The organism is Streptomyces sp. NPDC002779 (assembly GCF_042888685.1).
In the GTDB taxonomy this organism is placed as follows: Bacteria; Actinomycetota; Actinomycetes; order Streptomycetales; family Streptomycetaceae; genus Streptomyces.
On record NZ_JBIAQC010000005.1, the window covers coordinates 336469 to 355200 of the forward strand.

Below are 18732 nucleotides of genomic sequence, written 5' to 3' on the forward strand. Positions count from 1 at the left end.
CTGACGAGTAATATTTCGGTCGGAGCGCAGGTCGCCCCGATCGGGAACGGCCGCTTCAGGCGCCTATGCTGCCTGCAAGTAGGCAGCAGAGAAATGTCGACGCAGTAGGAGAGCCGGCGTGAGCTTGAGGATCGTTGTCACTGTGAAGTACGTGCCCGACGCCACTGGCGACCGGCACTTCGCCGATGACCTGACCGTCGACCGGGACGACGTGGACGGTCTGCTCTCCGAGCTCGACGAGTACGCCGTCGAGCAGGCGCTGCAGATCTCCGAGAACTCGGACGACGACGTCGAGATCACCGTCCTGACCGTGGGTCCCGAGGACGCCAAGGACGCGCTCCGCAAGGCGCTGTCGATGGGCGCCGACAAGGCGATCCACGTCGAGGACGACGACCTGCACGGCACCGACGCCATCGGCACCTCCCTGGTGCTGGCCAAGGCGATCGAGAAGGCCGGCTACGACCTGGTCATCTCCGGTATGGCCTCCACCGACGGCGCCATGGGTGTCGTCCCCGCGCTGCTCGCCGAGCGTCTCGGTGTCCCGCAGGTCACCCTGCTCTCCGAGGTCTCCGTCGAGGACGGCACGGTCAAGGGCCGCCGTGACGGCGACGCCGCCTCCGAGCAGCTCGAGGCCTCCCTGCCGGCCGTCGTGTCGGTCACCGACCAGTCGGGCGAGGCGCGTTACCCGTCCTTCAAGGGCATCATGGCGGCCAAGAAGAAGCCGGTGGAGTCCTGGGAGCTGGACGACCTGGAGATCGACGCCGACGAGGTCGGTCTGGAGAACGCCTGGACCGCGGTCGACTCCGCGGCCGAGCGCCCGGCCCGTACCGCCGGCACGATCGTCAAGGACGAGGGCGAGGGCGGCAAGCAGCTCGCTGAGTTCCTCGCGGGCCAGAAGTTCATCTAGGCACCGTCCCATACCGCCCCTTAAGCCTTCGCATTCCGCAGGAGAGCAATCCCATGGCTGAAGTTCTCGTCTACGTCGACCACGTGGACGGCGCCGTCCGCAAGCCCACCCTGGAGCTGCTGACGCTCGCCCGCCGCATCGGCGAGCCGGTCGCCGTCGCGCTGGGCAACGGCGCCGCCGACACCGCCGCCGTCCTCGCCGAGCACGGCGCGGTGAAGGTCCTCACCCACGACGCCTCCGAGTACGCCGACTACCTGGTCGTACCGAAGGTCGACGCCCTGCAGTCCGCCTACGAGGCCGTCTCCCCGGCCGCCGTGCTGGTCCCCTCCTCCGCCGAGGGCAAGGAGGTCGCCGCCCGTCTGGCGCTGCGCATCGGCTCCGGCATCATCACCGACGCCATCGACATCGAGGCCGGCGGCGAGGGCCCGGTGGCCACCCAGTCGGTGTTCGCCGCCGCCTTCACCACCAAGTCCCGGGTCGCCAAGGGCACCCCGGTCATCACAGTCAAGCCGAACTCGGCCGCCGTGGAGGCCGCCCCGGCCGCCGGTGCGGTCGAGGCCCTGTCGGTGACCTTCTCCGAGCAGGCCACCGGCACCAAGGTCACCGGGCGCACGCCGCGTGAGTCGACCGGCCGCCCCGAGCTGACCGAGGCCGCGATCGTGGTCTCCGGCGGCCGCGGTGTGAACGGCGCGGAGAACTTCGCGATCATCGAGGCGCTCGCCGACTCGCTCGGCGCGGCCGTCGGCGCCTCGCGTGCCGCCGTCGACGCCGGCTGGTACCCGCACACCAACCAGGTCGGCCAGACCGGCAAGTCGGTCTCGCCGCAGCTGTACATCGCCTCCGGCATCTCCGGCGCGATCCAGCACCGGGCCGGTATGCAGACCTCGAAGACGATCGTGGCGATCAACAAGGACGCCGAGGCCCCGATCTTCGACCTCGTCGACTACGGCGTGGTCGGCGACCTCTTCGACGTCGTCCCGCAGCTCACCGAAGAGGTCAAGACCCGCAAGGGCTGATCCTCCGCGCGCTGTACGAGGCCCCCGCGACCGTGCCGACGGTCGTGGGGGCCTCGGCGCGTTCAGCCCAGGCTCAGCGAGGCCTGCACAGGCAGATGATCGCTCGGGAACTGTCCGTCCACCGCGAAGGTGTTGATGGCCGCCCGGTGCGCGGTGACGCCCGGCGTGGTCAGGATCCAGTCGATGCGGTCGCCGTCCGGGACCAGCGGCCGGTAGCCGTGGAAGGTGGCGTACCGCGGGCCGCGTTCGGCGGCCGTGTCCCAGGTGTCGACGAGTCCGGCGCCCAGGAGCGTGTCGTACACGACGCTCCGGTGCGCGGGCACGTTGAAGTCGCCGGTCACCACGACCGGCAGCGCGGGGTCGAGGCCCTTGATCCGCTCGGCGATCAGGGCGGCGCTGCGTTCGCGCGCGCTCTGGCCGCGGTGGTCGAAGTGGGTGTTCATGACGGTGAACTCCCGGTCGCCGTCGCGCAGATCGGAAAAGCGCACCCAGGTGACCATCCGGGGGAAGGCGGCGCCCCAGGTGTTGGAGCCGATCACGTACGGGGTGTCGGAGAGCCAGAAGTGGTCGTACTCGAGCGGACGGACGCGACGGGTGTCGTAGAAGACCGCCATGGACTCGTCGGCACTGCCGTGCAGGCGGCCGGTGCCGATCCAGTCGTAATGGCGGCCGAGGTCGCTGTCGATGTCGAGCAATTGCGGGAAGAGGCCCTCCTGCGTGCCGATGATGTGCGGGGCCTCGCGGTGCAGCAGCTCGCGCATCACCGGTCTGCGCACGGCCCAGCTGTGCGGCTCGGTGGTGCTCGCGAAGCGCAGGTTGAAGGACATGACCTCCAGCCGGCGCCGCGGGTGCTCCTCCGCCGCGGCGCCGGCGGCGGTCAGTGCTGTACTGGAGAGGGGCGTGGTGACCGCGGCGGCCAGCGCGGCCTTCAGGCCCAGACGGCGCGTGACTCGGCTGTGCTTCGGCACGGGGGCTCCTTCGGTGGGAACGGCCGGGCGAGTCGTGCGGGCGTACTCATGGAGTGTCAGGGAGCGTCATGAGGTGGGCGTGAACATGACGATATGGCGGGATGGCTCCCCGTGGACATGGTGTTGACCATCCGGATGGTGCCCGGATAACTTCGTTCTACGGATTGTTGATTCCGTACAGCGGAAAACAGGAGGGTGTGGGATGGGTCAGGGCCAGCAGGAGAAGGTGGCGACGAGCCTCGCGGGCGCCGTCAGCGAGGAGATCAGCGCCTCCCTCGCCCCGGTCGACGCCGAACTGGAGCGCCGCTACCCCGGAGACCCCGGCACCCGCCAGCCCGTCCACACGGTCTACGTCCCCGGCGACGCCTTCACCGCCGACACCATCCGCACCTGGGGCGACCGGGCCCTCGCCGCCCTCGACGAACACGCCCCCGACGCCGCGTCCTTCGCTGCCGTCCTCGGCCTCGCCGACGAGCTGGCCGAGCCCGTCTACACGCGCGTGCGGGCCAAGCTGGAGCGCGAGCCCGTCGAGGACCTGCGCGTCGACTTCGAGGACGGCTACCAGGGCACGGACGAGGACCAGGACGCGGCCCGCGCCGCCCGCCTGATCGCGGAGGCCTACGACAACGGCACGGCCGCCCCCTACATGGGCATCCGCATGAAGTGCATGGAGGCCGCCGTCCGCGACCGCGGCATCCGCACCCTCGACATCTTCCTCACCGGTCTGATGGAGGCGGGCGGCCTGCCCGACGGGCTGGTGCTGACCCTGCCCAAGGTCACCTACCCCGAGCAGGTCACCGCCATGGTCCGCCTGCTGGAGTCCTTCGAGAAGGCGCGCGGCCTGGCGCCCGGGCGGCTCGGCTTCGAGATCCAGATCGAGACCAGCCAGTCCATCCTGGCCGGTGACGGCACCGCCGCCGTCGCCCGGATGATCCGGGCCGCCGAGGGCCGCGCCACGGGCCTGCACTACGGCACCTTCGACTACAGCGCCTGCCTGGGCGTCTCGGCCGCCTACCAGGCCAGCGACCACCCCGCCGCCGACCACGCCAAGGCGGTCATGCAGGTCGCCGCGGCAGGCACCGGGGTCCGCGTCTCCGACGGCTCCACCAACGTCCTCCCGGTCGGTACGACCGAGAAGGTCCACGACGCCTGGCGGCTGCACTACGGCCTCACCCGCCGCGCTCTGGCCCGCGCCTACTACCAGGGCTGGGACATGCACCCCGGTCACATCCCCACCCGGTACGCGGCCGTCTTCGCCTTCTATCGCGAGGGCTTCGCCCAGGCCGCCGCCCGGCTCGCCCGCTACGCCAACCGGACCGGCGGCGACGTCATGGACGAGCCCGCCACCGCCAAGGCCCTCAGCGGCTATCTGCTGCGCGGCCTGGACTGCGGCGCCCTGGACACCGGTGAGGTCGCCCGGCTCACCGGCCTGACCCGCGCCGACCTGGAGGCCTTCGCCGCACCCCGGCGCGGTGACCTGACCGTCTCCGGGGCGCAGTAGAGGGGGCGCGGGAGAACGGTCGCCGCCGCCCCCTAGGCTGTACGCCACACACGCAGGGCGCACAGGAACGGGGCGGCGGTGTCTTCGGGGGAGTACGGAAAGACGGAGGGGGCCGGGCGGCTGCTCGCCGGGCGTTACCGCGTCCTGGCCCAGCTCGGCCGGGGCGGCATGGGGGTGGTGTGGCGGGCCCTCGACGAGGTCCTCGGGCGCGAGGTCGCCGTCAAGGAACTGCGCACCTACACCGACACCGCCGGCCCCGAACTCGACGGCCTGCGGCTGCGGATGCAGCGCGAGGCACGCGCCGCGGCCCGGGTGCGCCACCCCGCCGTCGTGGCCGTGCACGACGTCACCGAGGTCGACGGGCGTCCGCTGATCGTCATGGAGCTGGTCGACGGCCCGTCCCTGGACGACGTCCTGCGCGAGCGCGGCACCCTCGACGCGCGCGAGGCCGCGGGGATCGGCGCCAAGGTGATGGACGCGCTGGCCGCAGCCCACCGCGCCGGCGTCCTGCACCGCGACGTCAAGCCGGGCAACATCCTCCTCGACCGCTCGGGCCGGGTCCTGCTGACCGACTTCGGCATAGCCACCATGGAGGACCCGGGCGACGGCTCCGCCACCCACCTCACCCGCAGCGGCGAACTGGTCGGCTCCCTGGACTACCTGGCTCCCGAGCGTGCCCAGGGCGCCCGGCCGGGCCCGGCCTCCGACGTCTGGGCCCTCGGCGCCACCCTGTACGCCGCCGTCGAGGGCTCCTCGCCCTTCCGCCGGACCTCGACCTTCTCCACGCTCACCGCGATCGTCTCCGAGCCACTTCCCGAGCCGCACCGCGCCGGACCGCTCGCCCCCGTCCTCCAGCGGCTGCTGGACAAGCGCCCCGAGGGCCGTCCCGAGGCCGAGGAGGCCCGCGACCTCCTCCAGGCGGTGGCCGACTCCGGCGACACGCCCACGACGACCCTGCGCGGGCCGGTGCGAACGGCGACGGAAGCCCACCGGCTCCCCGCCCCGCACGGCCCGGCCGAAGCGCCCACCACGACGGCCGCCCGCCCCGCCGGCGGCAGGCGCCGTGCCCTGCTTGCCGCCGCCGCGGTCCTCCTCGTCCTCGCCGCGGCCGGCACCACGGTCGCCCTGCTGAACGGCGGCGACGAACCCGAAGCGGCCGGACACCCCGCCCCTACCGTCACCCCGGCCGCCCCCACGCCCACCGACAAGGCCGACGGAAAGTCCCCGACCCCGAGCAGCTCACCGAGCCGCAGCGCCGAGCCGTCTCCGACCCCGAGCAAGACCGCGGCCGGAGACGGCGCCACCGCCCCTGCCTGCCACCCCATCGGCGGCGGCAAGTACAACTGCGAGGTCTGGCGCACCGCGAAGTCCTACACGGCCGACGGCGCCGAGGTCGGCATCCTCGGCGCGGGCACCAACTACTTCTACTGCCAGCAGAATCTGGGCCGGCGCGAGACCAGCGGCCAGTGGACCAACGTCTGGTGGGCGAAGACCGACGACGACAGCGGCAACGCGGACGTCTGGGTCAGCGACGTCTACGTCAGGGGCGGCGACAACGACGGGCCGGTGCCCGGACTGCCCGTCTGCTGACCGATGTACCGCTCCAGACCGTGCACGGTCACCAGCCTCTCCCGTCTGAACAGCCGCGTGCCCCGCTCGCACAGCCGCCGGTCCGCGCGCGCCCGCGCGCAGAACTCCTCCGGCGTCGCGCCGAACAGCTCCCGCAACCGGGCCGACTTCAGGAGCAGTTCCCCGATCAGCGCCCGCTGCCCGGGGTGGGTGCGCGGCGCTCCCGAGCCGTTGTGCAGCACGCCGCGGCGATTGACGTAGGAGAAGACGCCCGGCAGCGTCGTGCCGTCCGCCAGGTCGACCCGTACCTCCGAGGACGACAGCCACACGCGCCGGTAGTTGCCGTACGGCAGCGGTACGCCCTCGCTGGCGTCGATCACGGTGAGCTGGTCGGCGTCGAGCCACAGGACGAACAACTCCCGTACCCGGCCCGGCGCGTGGACGGGAGACGCCGAGACATAGCCCAGCCGGCTCACGTGTGCCGACACCCCGATCTCGACGCCCGTGGCGCGGACCTTGACCATGGGGACCGGGGAGAGGATGCCGAACTCGGCCATCTTGTGCCGCAGTTGGCCGGGGCAGGCGTTGGAGCCGATCGCGAGGACGGGGGTGCGGTCCGGGTGGGTCAGCCGGTCCAGGGACAGGAACCGGTCGCCGTCCAGCAGGCCGGAGTCCGCGGGCCAGGTGCCGGGGTAGAGCAGCGGATGGTCGCGGGGCGCCATCGAAAGGCCCAGTGCCTGCAGGGTGCACGCGTCCATGACTCGCTCAGTCCGCCGGGGGCAGCTCTCCCGAGCCGCGGGTGATCAGCCGGGTCGGCAGCTCGATCCGCTCGGGTGCCACGAGCGTACCGTCCAGCTGCCGGAACAGGCGCTCGGCGGCGGTCCGGCCGAGGGCGGCGGCGTCCTGCGCGACGACGGTGACGCCCGGCTGGAGCAGATCGGCGAGCTCCAGGTCGTCGAAGCCGACGAGCGCCACCCGGCGGGACTGCTCGGCCAGGACCCGGATCACGGTGACCGTCACCCGGTTGTTGCCCGCGAAGATCGCGGTCACCGGCCGGGGCCCGGAGAGCATCTCCTCGGCGGCCCTGCGCACCCGCTCGGGACCGGTGACGCCCAGGGACATCCAGGAGTCCTCCACCGGTATGGCCGCGTCCTCCATGGCCGCCCGGTAGCCGCGCAACCGCTCGGCGGCGGTGTGGATGCGGGGCATGTCACCGATGAAGCCGATCCGGCGGTGTCCGTGGCCGATCAGATGGGCGACGCCGTCCCGGGCGCCGCCGTAGTTGTCCGACAGCACGACATCGGCGTCGATCTTCCCGGCCGGACGGTCCACGAACACCGTGGCGACGCCCGCCCGGATCTCGGGCTCCAGATAGCGGTGGTCGTCCCCGGCCGGGATCACCACCAGACCGTCCACCCGCCGCGCGCACAGCGCCAGCGCCAGCTCCTGCTCGCGCTCCGGGTCCTCGGCGCTGGAGCCGTTGATCAGCAGCGCGCCGTGCGCCCGGGCCACCTCCTCGACCGCGCGGCTGAGCGGGCCGTAGAACGGGTCCGCGAGGTCCTCCAGGACCAGGCCGATGCTGGCGGTACGGCCCTTGCGCAGCACCCGGGCACTGTCGTTGCGGCGGAAACCCAGGGCGTCGATGGCCTCCTGGACGCGGCGCTCCGTCTCCGGCGTGACACCCGGCTCGCCGTTGACGACCCGCGAGACCGTCTTCAGTCCGACTCCCGCCCGAGCGGCCACGTCCTTCATCGTCGGCCGATTGCCGTAACGGTTCCCGGGTGTGTGGTCGGCGCGGCGGATGGTCTCGGGCACGATGCGGGTCCTGTCCTGTTTGTCCATGGGGATGCGGCGATCCATGGTTTGTATGAGGATGTGGCGTCGAGCATAGAGCCTGGACAACGTTGTCAGATGCAGGGGACACTGTCCACCGCAATTCTCCGGCCCGCGCCCCACAGCTGGGCCGGCCTGCCCTTTTCCACTGGTTGACCGGGAGATCTGACTCTGATGCGCACCGACCTCGTGGCCGCACTCGACATCGGCGGAACGAAGATCGCCGGAGGTCTTGTGGACGGCCGCGGCCGGATCCTGGCGCGCGCCCAGCGCCCTACTCCGGCGCGGGAGGACGGTGACACCGTGATGGGTGCCGTCGAGGCGGTGCTCGGTGAACTGACCGCGAACCCGCTGTGGGGGCGGGCGACGGCCCTCGGGATCGGCAGCGCGGGCCCGGTGGACGCCTCCGCCGGGACGGTGAGTCCGGTGAATGTTCCGGGCTGGCGCGACTATCCGCTGGTCCGGCGGGTCCGCGAGGCGGCGGGCGGACTCCCGGTCGAGCTCATCGGCGACGGCGTGGCCATCACCGCGGCCGAGCACTGGCAGGGTGCCGCCCGCGGCCACGACAACGCCCTGTGCATGGTGGTGTCCACCGGCGTCGGGGGCGGGCTGGTGCTGGGCGGGCGGCTGCACCCCGGGCCCACAGGCAACGCCGGCCACATCGGTCACATCAGCGTCGATCTCGACGGCGACCCCTGCCCGTGCGGCGCGCGTGGCTGCGTGGAGCGCATCGCCAGCGGCCCCAACATCGCCCGCCGCGCCCTGGAGCACGGCTGGGAGCCCGGCCCCGACGGTGACACCTCCGCGGCCGCGGTGGCCGCCGCCGCCCGCGCGGGCGACCCGGTCGCCGTGGCCTCCTTCGAGCGGGCCGCGCAGGCCCTGGCCGCCGGGATCGCGGCCACCGCGACCCTGGTCGAGATCGACATCGCCGTCATCGGCGGGGGCGTCGGCAAGGCGGGCGAGGTGCTGCTCGCCCCCCTGCGCAAGGCGCTCGGCGACTACGCCACCCTCTCCTTCGTCCGGCGCCTGACGGTGACGTCGGCGCAGATGGGGACGGACGCGGGCCTGGTGGGCGCGGCAGCCGCGGCCCTCACCTGGCGAAAGGACGCGGCCGGGGTCTGACAGTCCTCGGCAGGAACGTTCCGGCGGGGGTGTGCCGCCGCTTTCTGCGCCGGACGCCGTGACCCCCGCCCGGACCGCGCAGTTGAAACGGTCATGAAGAAGCGCAGCATGCTCGCCATCGCCTCCCTGGCCACCGGATTCGTCGTCGCGGCGGTCACGCCCTCGCACTCCCTCGGGAGCGACCTGACCGACCTCGACGTGGGGGAGACCCTCAGCGCCGTCGAGGACACCGTGGCCAGCGACAGTCTGGATATCGAGGACAACCCGCTCGGCCGGAAGGGCTGACGAGGCCGACGGCAGGGAGCACGGCGCCGGTGTCCCGCACCTGGGGGCACCGGCGCCGCCGCGTTTGCGCCCTCAACGGGAACCGGTTTCCGTGGCAGGGTGGAGCGGGCAAGCCACAGGGGGCCAACAGAAGAGGGGGAGTCTGTGATCGTCGTCTGGATCAACGGGCCTTTCGGTGCGGGGAAGACCACCACCGCACGGGAACTGATCGAACTGATCCCGAACAGCACGCTCTTCGACCCCGAGGTCATCGGCGGAGCACTGCCGCACCTGCTCCCGCCCAAACACCTCGCCGAGGTCGGCGACTTCCAGGATCTGCCGATCTGGCGACGACTCGTGATCGACACGGCGGCCGCGCTGCTCGCCGAACTCGGCGGGACCCTCGTGGTCCCCATGACCCTGTTGCGCCAGGAGTACCGCGACGAGATCTTCGGCGGCCTGGCCGCGCGCAGGATCGCGGTACGGCACATCCTGCTGGCCCCGGCGGAAACGATCCTGCGGGAGCGAATAGCGCACCGGGAGGTCCCCGAAGGCCCCGACGGCGAACTCCGCGCCCGGCGGTGGTCGTACGACCACATCGAGCCCTACCGCTCCGCCCTCGCCTCCTGGCTCACCGCCGACGCCCACCTCGTGGACAACGGCCGGCTCACCCCGTACCGGACGGCCGCCCGGATCGCCGAGGCCGTCGCCTCCGGTCGGGCCCCGGTGAGCGACATCGTGCAGACACCCGAGCCGACCGCCGAGACCCTGGCCGCCGGAGTGCTGCTCTTCGACGAACAGGACCGCGTCCTGCTCGTCGACCCCACCTACAAGGCCGGCTGGGAATTCCCCGGCGGGGTCGTCGAGCCCGGCGAGGCGCCCGCGCGCGCGGGCATGCGCGAGGTCGCCGAGGAGACGGGGATCCGCCTGGACGACGTACCCCGCCTGCTCGTCGTCGACTGGGAACCGCCCGCGCCGCCCGGCTACGGCGGACTGCGCCTGCTCTTCGACGGCGGGCGGCTCGACTCCGCGCGGGCCGGACGGCTGCTGCTGCCCGGACCCGAACTGCGCGACTGGCGCTTCGTGACCGAGGAGGAGGCCGCCGAGCTGCTGCCCCCCGTCCGCTACGAGCGCCTGCGCTGGGCCCTGCGCGCACGGGAACGCGGGGCCGCGCTCTATCTGGAGGCAGGCATCCCCGCCCCCTGACCGGATCCGCTCAGCTCGCCGCGTAGTTGCGCAGGAACAGCGCCTCCGCCACCGAGAGCCGCTCCAGCTCCTCGGGCGAGACGCTCTCGTTCACGGCGTGGATCTGGGCCTCCGGCTCGCTCAGACCGATCAGCAGGATCTCGGCGTCCGGGTAGAGGGCGGCGAGGGTGTTGCACAGCGGGATCGAGCCGCCCTGACCGGCGTACTGCATCTCCTGGCCCGGGTAGGCCTCGGTCATCGCCCGCGCCATGGCCTCGTACGCCGGGCTCGTGGTGTCCGCGCTGAACGCCTGGCCCTGTCCGACCTGCTCGCTGTGCAGGCGCGCCCCCCACGGCGTGTGCGCCTCCAGGTGGGCCTGCAGCAGCTTGGTGGCCTCGGCCGCGTCCACGCCCGGCGGCACCCGCAGGCTGATCAGCGCACGGGCGCTCGACTGCACGGACGGGGTCGCGCCGACCACGGGCGGGCAGTCGATGCCGAGGACCGTGACGGCCGGCCGCGCCCAGATACGGTCCGCGACCGTGCCGGAACCGATCAGCTCCACCCCGTCCAGCACCTTGGCGTCCTTGCGGAACTGCTCCTCGTCGTACTGCAGTCCGTCCCACACGGCATCCGACGTCAGCCCGTCGACCGTCGTCGAACCGTCCTCGGCGCGCAGCGAGTCCAGTACGCGGATCAGGGCGCCCAGCGCGTCCGGGGCGGCCCCGCCGAACTGGCCGGAGTGGAGGTTGCCGACCAGCGTGTCGATCTGCACCCGCAGCATGGTCATCCCGCGCAGCGTCGTGGTGACCGTCGGCAGCCCGACCCGGAAGTTGCCCGCGTCGCCGACGACGATGGTGTCGGCCGCGAGGAGCTCGGGATGCGCCTCGGCGTACCGCTCGAGACCGCCGGTGCCCATCTCCTCGGACCCCTCGGCGATCACCTTGACGTGCACCGGGACCCCGCCGTTGGCCTTGAGCGCGCGCAGCGCCAGCAGGTGCATGATCAGGCCGCCCTTGCAGTCGGCGGCGCCCCGCCCGTACCAGCGCCCGTCCCGCTCGGTCAGCTCGAACGGCGGGCTCAGCCAGGCGGTTTCGTCCAGCGGCGGCTGCACGTCGTAGTGGGCGTAGAGCAGGACCGTCTTCGCGCCCGCCGGGCCGGGCAGGTAGCCGTACACCGACTGCGTGCCGTCCGGGGTGTCCAGCAGCGCCACGTCCTCGAAGCCCTCCGCGCGCAGTGCGTCCGCGACCCAGCGCGCGGCGCCCTCGCTCTCGCTGCGGGGGAACTGGCCGAAGTCCGCCACCGATGCGAACGCCACCAGTTCGGTGAGCTCCTGCTTCGCCCTCGGCATCAGCGAGGCGACGGTCTCGGCGACCGGATTCGACGGCATGGGCACGCTCCTTGTAGGTGCGACGTTGTACGAGTGCGTACGTCTGAGTACGGCTGATCGGGCGAGCGTAGGCCCCGCCGGGTGCGGTGGGCACCTACGCCGCCGATCCTCCCACAGCGGCCTGCGGCAACCGCCGCCGTAGGATGCGGGAGACAGCAGCAGCGGGCGGCTTGATCGGGAGCAGTAGACCATCGTGAGCAGCGAGAACTCTTCGGCGGACGACGTGCGGCAGGTGTGGGACGTCGTCGTGGTCGGCGCGGGCCCCGCGGGGGCCTCGGCCGCGTACGCGGCGGCGGTCGCGGGGCGGCGCGTGCTGTTGCTGGAGAAAGCGGAGTTGCCACGCTACAAGACCTGCGGCGGCGGCATCATCGGCCCCTCCCGCGACGCCCTGCCGCCCGGCTTCGACCTGCCGTTCAGGGACCGGGTGCACGCGGTGACGTTCTCGAACAACGGCCGCTTCAACCGCACCCGGCGCTCCCGCCACATGCTGTTCGGGCTGATCAACCGGCCCGAGTTCGACCAGCAGCTGGTGGAGCACGCGCAGAAGGCGGGCGCCGAGCTGCGCACGGGCGTCACCGTGCAGCGGGTCGAGCAGCACGGCTCGGCGGTGCCGGACCGGCGCACGGTCGCCGTCGTCCTCCAGGGCGGCGAGACACTGCTGGCGCGGGCGGTCGTCGGCGCGGACGGCAGCGCGAGCCGGATAGGAGCGCATGTCGGGGTCAAGCTCGACCAGGTCGATCTCGGCCTGGAGGCGGAGATCCCGGTGCCGGAGACGGTCGCCGAGGACTGGCAGGGGCGGGTGCTCATCGACTGGGGGCCGATTCCCGGCAGTTACGGCTGGGTCTTCCCCAAGGGCGACACCCTGACGGTCGGGGTGATCTCGGCGCGCGGCGAGGGCGCGGCCACCAAGCGGTATCTGGAGGAGTTCATCGGGCGGCTCGGGCTCGCCGGGTTCGAACCGAGCATCTCCTCCGGTCATCTGACGCGCTGCCGGGCCGACGACTCGCCGCTGTCGCGCGGGCGGGTCCTGGTGTGCGGGGACGCGGCGGGGCTGCTGGAGCCGTGGACCCGTGAGGGCATCTCCTTCGCGCTGCGCTCGGGGCGGCTCGCGGGGGAGTGGGCGGTCCGGATCGCCGAGGCGAACGACGCGGTGGATGCCCGGCGCCAGGCCCTGAACTACGCGTTCGCGGTCAAGGCCGGGCTAGGCGTCGAGATGAGCGTCGGCAAGCGGATGCTGGCGCTGTTCGAGAGGCGCCCCGGCCTCTTCCATGCCGCGCTGACCGGCTTCCGGCCCGCCTGGCGGGCGTTCACGGACATCACCCGCGGCTCGTCGTCCCTCGGCGAGCTGGTCCGCAGTCATCCGATGGCCCAGCGTGCCCTGAACGCGCTGGACCGACGGCAGGCGGAAGCGGAGGCGGAACGGCGGGAGACGGACGCCGAGGCCGGGGGCGGGCGTGCGGAGGAGCGGGCTGAGGGGTAGCGGTCGGCTCAGGCCGGGTGGCGCCGGGGGCAGGTCGGGCCGGAGGCCAGGGGGCAGGGAGGCAGGGCGGGCCGGGGGTTGGGCTTGCCGTCCGGGGCGGTCCGGTCATGAGGTGCGATGCTTCCCGGTCGGCCGGACCGAGGGACGGCCGACGCCGTCTCCGCCTTACGGCGGCCGCGCATGCTAGCTCTTGAGGGTGACCTCGAACACCGGGTGGTCCGGGGCGATGCGGCGCAGGTCGGTGTCGGGGGACTTGGGGCCGACTCCGTTGAAGAAGACGCCGACCTCGGCGTTCCAGCGCTTGAGGTAGGCGCGGAGCACGGGCACCTTGTCGTCGTCGGAAAGCTCGGTCGAGGTGAACGCCTCCCCCTTCTTGCCCAGGTGCAGTTCCCCGCCACCGGCCGCGCGCATGTTGTGGGTCCACTGGACGTGCCCGCGCGGGGCGACGAGATAGTGCCGGCCGTCGACGGTCAGCAGGTTCACGGGGGTGGTCCGCCACTGGCCGCTCTTGCGGCCGCGGACGGCGAGGACGCGGGAGCCCCACACGCTCAGGCCGCGGCGGGTCAGCCAGGCGACGGTGCGGTTGAGGACGTTGACCGTGAACCAGCCGGGCTTCTTGACGTGCGTGGACATGAGGACCCCCTGAGTTTGGTGAGCGGTGCTCTCGCTTGCCGCTCCCACAGTGTGGCCGAGATCGCTGCTCCAAAGCAAGAGCAGTGCTCTCATTTCGGTTCGCCGCTCTTCCTTCAGCTCACCGCTCTCCTTTGTGTGCGCTGCTCACTATTGTGTGCACTGCTCTCGCTTGCCGTGGGAGACTGCCCCGCATGAGCACCGCACACGGCCGCACCCCCCAGGGAGCCCGGGCCCGCGCCCGGATCGAGGTCACCGCCGCCATCAAGGACGAGGCCCGCAGACAGCTCGCCGCCGAAGGCGCCGCCAAGCTCTCGCTGCGCGCCGTGGCCCGCGAACTCGGCATGGTCTCCTCCGCGCTCTACCGCTACTTCCCGAGCCGCGACGAGCTGCTGACCGCGCTGATCATCGACGCCTACGACTCCCTCGGCGAAAGCGCCGAGGCCGCGCGCGACGCCTTCGCCGACGCCGGTCCCGGGCACCGCTGGGTCGCGGTGTGCGAGGCCGTACGGGGATGGGCGCTGGCGCATCCGCACGAGTACGCGCTGATCTACGGATCGCCGGTGCCCGGCTACAGCGCCCCCGAGACCACGATCCCGGCCGCGGCCCGGACCGGCGAGGTCTTCTTCGGCATCCTCCGCGACGCCCACCAGGGCCTCGGCCTCGCCAAGCCGCGCCTCCCCGCCGAACTCCGCCCGGAGGCCGAGCGGATGGCCGCCGAGTTCGCCCCCGGCCTCCCCCCGGAGACGGTGGCTGCGTTCGTCGCGGCCTGGGGGCAGCTCTACGGTCTGGTGGGCTTCGAGGTGTTCGGTCAGTTCCACCGGGTGGTCGAGGACCGGGAGCGGTTCTTCCGGCATGCGGTGTCCCAGCTCGCCCATGGGGTGGGGCTGGTGTATCCGCAGACCGGACCGGCCGCGTGACCGGCGGCCTGCCTGGCTGCGGCCCGCCGAGGGCACGACGGCGGCTCGGAGAGGGCTTCGTACTTCGTCGGGAGTACGTGTGATCACCTCACTCGGCTGACGCGGCCCGGCGGTGGTGGCGTCTAGCGTGGCGGGCATGGAGGAGCAGCGGGTGCCGCACTGGTGGCGGAGCGGTCCGTCATGGTGGCGGCAGGAGGAGCGGGGGCGGTGGCCCTGGCGGTCCACGGTGCTGGTGACCGCCTTCGTGCTCGTCGGGTCCACCTTCGCCGCCGAGGAGCAGACGGGGGAGCGGGTCGGCCTCGATGTCCTCGCCCGGGTCCTGCTGCTCCTGGCCGGGGTTGTGCTGCTGTGGCGGCAGCGGCACCCGGTCGCCGTCGCGTTCGGTACGGCCGCAGCCGCGCTGGTCTATCTCGGCGCCGGGTATCCGTACGGGCCCGTCTTCCTCACCGTGGCGATCGGCTGCTTCAGTGCCGTCGTCGCCGGGCACCGGTGGGCCGCCTGGGCGGCCATGGGCACCTTGTGGGCGGGGCATGGGCTGGTCAGCCACTGGCTCTACCAGTGGCTCCCGCCCGCCGGGGACTCCGCCGCCTCCTGGGGGCAGGAGGGCGTGATCGCCGCCTGGGTCGTGGCCGTCGCGGCGCTGTCGGAGCTGGTGCGGACCCGGCGGGAGCAGTGGGCGCGGGAGCGGGCCGAGCGGGCGCAGGCGGCTCGGCGGCGGGCCGACGAGGAGCGGTTGCGGATCGCCCAAGAGCTGCATGACGTCCTGGCGCACAGCATCTCCGTCATCAACGTGCAGGCGGGCGTCGGGCTCGCGCTCCTCGACTCCGATCCCGAGCAGGCCCGGACGGCGCTGACCACCATCAAGGCCCAGAGCAAGGAGGCGCTCGGCGAGGTGCGTCAGGTGCTCGACACGCTGCGCACGCCAGGCACCGCGCCGCGGGCGCCCGCGCCCGGACTCGACCGGTTGCCCGAACTCGTGGAGCAGGCCGCCGGCGCCGGCCTGACCGTCGAGGTGCACGGCGCCGCGCCCCCGCTGGCGCCCGGCACCGACCTCGCCGCCTTCAGGATCGTCCAGGAGGCCCTCACCAATGTCGTACGGCACTCGGGATCGCGGCACGCGCGCGTGCACCTCGATCACGGTGGCGGCAGGCTCCGGATCCGCGTGGACGACGACGGCCCGGCGACCGGCGCCGACGCGGGCGGCAGCGGCAACGGTCTGGCCGGAATGCGGGAGCGGGCCGCGGCACTGGGTGGCACGATCGAGGCGGGCCCGCGCGCCGACGGCGGCTTCCGGGTGCTCGCGGTACTGCCCCGGACCGCGAAGGAGGGCGGCCGGTGATCGGCGTACTGCCCGGCACCGCGCAGGAGGGTGACCGGTGATCGGCGTACCGCCCGGCACCCTGAAGGAGGGCGACCGGTGAGCCCCGCACTGCCCCGCCCCTCGAAAGGAGACCACCAGTGATCCGCGTACTGCTCGCCGACGACCAGTCGCTCGTGCGGGCCGGTTTCCGGGCGCTGCTCGACGCGCAGCCCGACATCGAGGTGGCCGGTGAGGCCGCGGACGGTGAGGCGGCGGTGCGCGCGGTGCGGGAACTCGCCCCCGACGTCGTGCTGATGGACATCCGGATGCCCGTGCTGGACGGGCTGACCGCCACCCGGCGGATCACCGGGGATGACCGGTTCAAGAACGTGAAGGTGGTCATGCTCACCACCTTCGAGCTCGACGAGTACGTCTTCGAGGCCATCCGGTCCGGCGCCTCGGGGTTCCTGGTCAAGGACACCGAGCCGGACGAACTCCTGCGCGCCGTACGGGCGGTGGTCTGCGGGGACGCGCTGCTGTCACCGGGGGTGACCCGTCGGCTGATCGCCGAGTTCGCGGCCCGTTCCAAGGAGCCCGCGGCGGCCGACGCCCTCGCCGTGCTCACCGAGCGGGAGCGGGAGGTGATGGCCCTGGTCGGCATCGGGCTGTCGAACGAGGAGATCGCCCGCCGTCTCGTGGTCAGCCCGCTCACCGCCAAGACCCACGTCAGCCGCACCATGGTGAAGCTGGGCGCCCGGGACCGGGCGCAACTGGTTGTCCTCGCCTACGAGTCGGGGTTGGTGCGGCCGGGCTGGCTCGGCTGAGCCCCCCGCCGGTAGCGCACCAGCACGCTGATCACGCGGGCGGCGAACAGCACCACGGCGAGCCACTTTCCGCCCTGCCACAGCAGCGACTCCACCGCCGGCGGCAGATCGAACAGCAGCGCCGGACCGACGACGGCCCCGAAGACCACCCCCGCCGCGAACACCGCGCTGAACAGCGCGTACCCCACTTCGACGGCGAACGCGTCCTGTTCCGCCTTGGTCCGCAGGCCCCCGTGAACGCTCATGCCCGGAGTCAAGCAGGCGTGTGCCCGGCCGGGCAAGCGACCCGGGCCGGGCACACGGAACGGAGGCGGTCCCCCTAGTCGCGGACCGGAACCCGGTCCGTCTCCGCCTCCCGCACAGTGGACTTGGCGACCACGACGGACTGCTGGGGCCGCTGGGCCGCGCGTGTCCCGCGCAGTCCGGGGAGGGTGATCAGCAGGCCCGCGAAGGCGACGCACGCCACCACCACGAAGCCGGGCCGGTAGCTGTCCAGGACCGCCTGCGCGGTGGCCTGTTCGGGCGCTCCCGCGGTCACCACCGCGGTCACCACGGCGAGGAAGATCGCGCCGCCCACCTGCACCGAGGTGTTCAGCAGCCCGGAGACCATGCCCTGCTCGTGGTCGTCGACGCCGTTGGTGGCCTGGATGTTGAGCGAGGGGAAGACCAGCGCGCAGGCCGCGCCGATCAGCAGCATCGACGGCAGGATGGTCGCCGAATACACGGGGTCGAGGTCGATCCGGAGGAACAGCGCGTAGCCGACGACCATGAACCCGAAGCCCACCGCGATCAGGCGCTGGGTGCCGAACCGGTCGACGATCGAGCCGACCTTCGTCGAGGAGAGCGCCACCAGCGCGCCCGCGGGCAGGAAGGCGAGCGCCGTGTGCAGCGCGGACCAGCCGAGCACCGACTGCATGTAGAGCGTGGTGAGGAACTGGAAGCCGACGTACGAGCCGAAGAAGGCGAGGGCACCGAGCTGGGCACGGATCTGGTTGCCCGAGCGCAGTACGCCGAGCCGGACCAGCGGTCCGGGTGAGCGTCGTTCGACCAGCACGAACGAGGTCAGCAGGATGACCACGGCGAGGAAGGACAGCAGTGTCCGGGCGGAGGTCCAGCCGACTTCGGGCGCCTGCACGACGGTGAACACCAGCAGCAGCATCGAGGCGGTGCCGAGGACGGCACCGGGGATGTCGTAGCCGTTGTGGTTCTTCTCGCGGGCGCTGCGCGGCAGCAGCCTCAGGCCCGCCACCAGGGCGATCAGGGCGATCGGCGCGGGCAGCAGCATGGTGAGCCGCCAACTGGCCTCGGTGAGCAGTCCGGACAGGACCAGGCCCATGGAGAAGCCGGTGGCCGCGCAGGTGGTGTAGATGGCGAGGGCCTTGTTGCGCAGCGGGCCCTCGGGGAAGGTCGTGGTGATGATCGACAGGCCGGCCGGCGCCGTGAAGGCCGCGCTCAGGCCCTTGATGAAGCGGCTGGCGATGAGCAGCGGACCGGAGTCGACGAGCCCGCCGAGCAGGGAGGCGACCGCGAAGACTCCGAGGGCCACCAGGAAGACCTGGCGCCGGCCCAGCAGGTCGGCGGCGCGTCCGCCGAGGAGCAGCAGGCCGCCGTAGCCGAGGATGTAGCCGCTGACGATCCATTGCAGCGTCGAGGTCGACAGACCCAGGTCGGCGCCGATGGACGGCAGGGCGACGCCGACCATCGAGACGTCCAGGGCGTCGAGGAACATCGCGGCGCAGAGCACCAGCAGGGTGCCCCACAGCCGGGGCGTCCAACGTCCGTCGGACGTGGGGGTGGTGAGCGGAGAGGTCATGCCGGAGACACTA

Annotated in this window: 18 protein-coding genes; 11 read left to right on the forward strand and 7 right to left on the reverse strand. The window is 72.5% G+C overall.

Features of this window, described 5'->3' with window-relative positions; all coding sequences use genetic code 11:
- Positions 1–118 precede the first annotated feature (118 nt).
- Both ACFYW5_RS16950 and ACFYW5_RS16955 read left to right on the forward strand, forming a co-directional pair.
- Entirely contained in the window at positions 119–907 is a 789-nt protein-coding gene (locus ACFYW5_RS16950; protein WP_389417768.1) for an electron transfer flavoprotein subunit beta/FixA family protein, read from the forward strand.
- A 53-nt stretch (positions 908–960) separates the two neighbouring features.
- Positions 961–1923, forward strand: coding sequence for an electron transfer flavoprotein subunit alpha/FixB family protein (locus ACFYW5_RS16955; protein WP_389417769.1), 963 nt, complete (start codon positions 961–963; stop codon positions 1921–1923).
- A gap of 62 nt (positions 1924–1985) precedes the next feature.
- On the opposite strand, the gene ACFYW5_RS16960 is transcribed toward ACFYW5_RS16955, so the two are convergent.
- Positions 1986–2891, reverse strand: coding sequence for an endonuclease/exonuclease/phosphatase family protein (locus ACFYW5_RS16960; protein WP_389417770.1), 906 nt, complete (start codon positions 2889–2891; stop codon positions 1986–1988).
- Positions 2892–3093: 202 nt separating this feature from the next.
- Between ACFYW5_RS16960 and ACFYW5_RS16965 the strand changes: the two genes are divergently transcribed.
- Together ACFYW5_RS16965 and ACFYW5_RS16970 are read left to right on the forward strand one after the other, a co-directional pair.
- Positions 3094–4392, forward strand: coding sequence for a DUF6986 family protein (locus ACFYW5_RS16965; protein ID WP_389417771.1), 1299 nt, complete (start codon positions 3094–3096; stop codon positions 4390–4392).
- 78 nt (positions 4393–4470) lie between these two features.
- Complete coding sequence (locus ACFYW5_RS16970) at positions 4471–5982, forward strand: serine/threonine-protein kinase (RefSeq protein ID WP_389417772.1); 1512 nt, start codon at positions 4471–4473, stop codon at positions 5980–5982.
- Here the strand turns inward: ACFYW5_RS16970 and ACFYW5_RS16975 are convergent.
- On the reverse strand, positions 5928–6719 hold the full coding sequence (locus ACFYW5_RS16975; protein WP_389417773.1) for a hypothetical protein: 792 nt from the start codon (positions 6717–6719) through the stop codon (positions 5928–5930). The two genes, ACFYW5_RS16970 and ACFYW5_RS16975, sit on opposite strands and share 55 nt — an antisense overlap.
- 7 nt (positions 6720–6726) lie before the next feature.
- Complete coding sequence (locus ACFYW5_RS16980; protein ID WP_389417774.1) at positions 6727–7821, reverse strand: LacI family DNA-binding transcriptional regulator; 1095 nt, start codon at positions 7819–7821, stop codon at positions 6727–6729.
- Between the two features lie 147 nt (positions 7822–7968).
- Here ACFYW5_RS16980 and ACFYW5_RS16985 point away from each other — a divergent pair, with 147 nt between their 5' ends.
- From ACFYW5_RS16985 to ACFYW5_RS16995, 3 genes are all read left to right on the forward strand, one after another.
- Positions 7969–8916 (forward strand): ROK family protein, encoded by a 948-nt coding sequence (locus tag ACFYW5_RS16985; protein ID WP_389417775.1) that lies wholly within the window; start codon positions 7969–7971, stop codon positions 8914–8916.
- 93 nt (positions 8917–9009) lie between these two features.
- Entirely contained in the window at positions 9010–9201 is a 192-nt protein-coding gene (locus ACFYW5_RS16990) for a hypothetical protein (RefSeq protein WP_389417776.1), read from the forward strand.
- 144 nt (positions 9202–9345) lie between these two features.
- Positions 9346–10386, forward strand: coding sequence for an NUDIX domain-containing protein (locus ACFYW5_RS16995; RefSeq protein ID WP_389417777.1), 1041 nt, complete (start codon positions 9346–9348; stop codon positions 10384–10386).
- Positions 10387–10396: 10 nt separating this feature from the next.
- On the opposite strand, the gene ACFYW5_RS17000 is transcribed toward ACFYW5_RS16995, so the two are convergent.
- Positions 10397–11752 (reverse strand): dipeptidase, encoded by a 1356-nt coding sequence (locus ACFYW5_RS17000; protein ID WP_389417778.1) that lies wholly within the window; start codon positions 11750–11752, stop codon positions 10397–10399.
- 193 nt (positions 11753–11945) lie between these two features.
- Here ACFYW5_RS17000 and ACFYW5_RS17005 point away from each other — a divergent pair, with 193 nt between their 5' ends.
- Entirely contained in the window at positions 11946–13232 is a 1287-nt protein-coding gene (locus ACFYW5_RS17005) for a geranylgeranyl reductase family protein (protein ID WP_389417779.1), read from the forward strand.
- Positions 13233–13415: 183 nt separating this feature from the next.
- Here ACFYW5_RS17005 and ACFYW5_RS17010 read toward each other — a convergent pair whose 3' ends face one another.
- Positions 13416–13865: a nitroreductase family deazaflavin-dependent oxidoreductase gene (locus ACFYW5_RS17010; protein WP_389417780.1), complete on the reverse strand. Its 450-nt coding sequence runs from the start codon at positions 13863–13865 to the stop codon at positions 13416–13418.
- A 191-nt stretch (positions 13866–14056) separates the two neighbouring features.
- Here ACFYW5_RS17010 and ACFYW5_RS17015 point away from each other — a divergent pair, with 191 nt between their 5' ends.
- The 3 genes from ACFYW5_RS17015 (at position 14057) to ACFYW5_RS17025 (ending at position 16906) form a co-directional block, all read left to right on the forward strand.
- Entirely contained in the window at positions 14057–14782 is a 726-nt protein-coding gene (locus ACFYW5_RS17015) for a TetR/AcrR family transcriptional regulator (RefSeq protein WP_389417781.1), read from the forward strand.
- 136 nt (positions 14783–14918) lie between these two features.
- On the forward strand, positions 14919–16121 hold the full coding sequence (locus ACFYW5_RS17020; RefSeq protein ID WP_389417782.1) for a sensor histidine kinase: 1203 nt from the start codon (positions 14919–14921) through the stop codon (positions 16119–16121).
- A gap of 119 nt (positions 16122–16240) precedes the next feature.
- Positions 16241–16906 carry a response regulator gene (locus ACFYW5_RS17025; protein ID WP_389417783.1) on the forward strand — a complete coding sequence of 222 codons (666 nt, stop codon included), beginning with the start codon at positions 16241–16243 and terminating at the stop codon, positions 16904–16906.
- Here ACFYW5_RS17025 and ACFYW5_RS17030 read toward each other — a convergent pair.
- Together ACFYW5_RS17030 and ACFYW5_RS17035 are read right to left on the reverse strand one after the other, a co-directional pair.
- Positions 16867–17151 (reverse strand): DUF6332 family protein, encoded by a 285-nt coding sequence (locus ACFYW5_RS17030; RefSeq protein WP_389417784.1) that lies wholly within the window; start codon positions 17149–17151, stop codon positions 16867–16869. The two genes, ACFYW5_RS17025 and ACFYW5_RS17030, sit on opposite strands and share 40 nt — an antisense overlap.
- Positions 17152–17225: 74 nt before the next feature.
- Complete coding sequence (locus ACFYW5_RS17035) at positions 17226–18719, reverse strand: MFS transporter (RefSeq protein ID WP_389417785.1); 1494 nt, start codon at positions 18717–18719, stop codon at positions 17226–17228.
- Positions 18720–18732 lie beyond the last annotated feature (13 nt).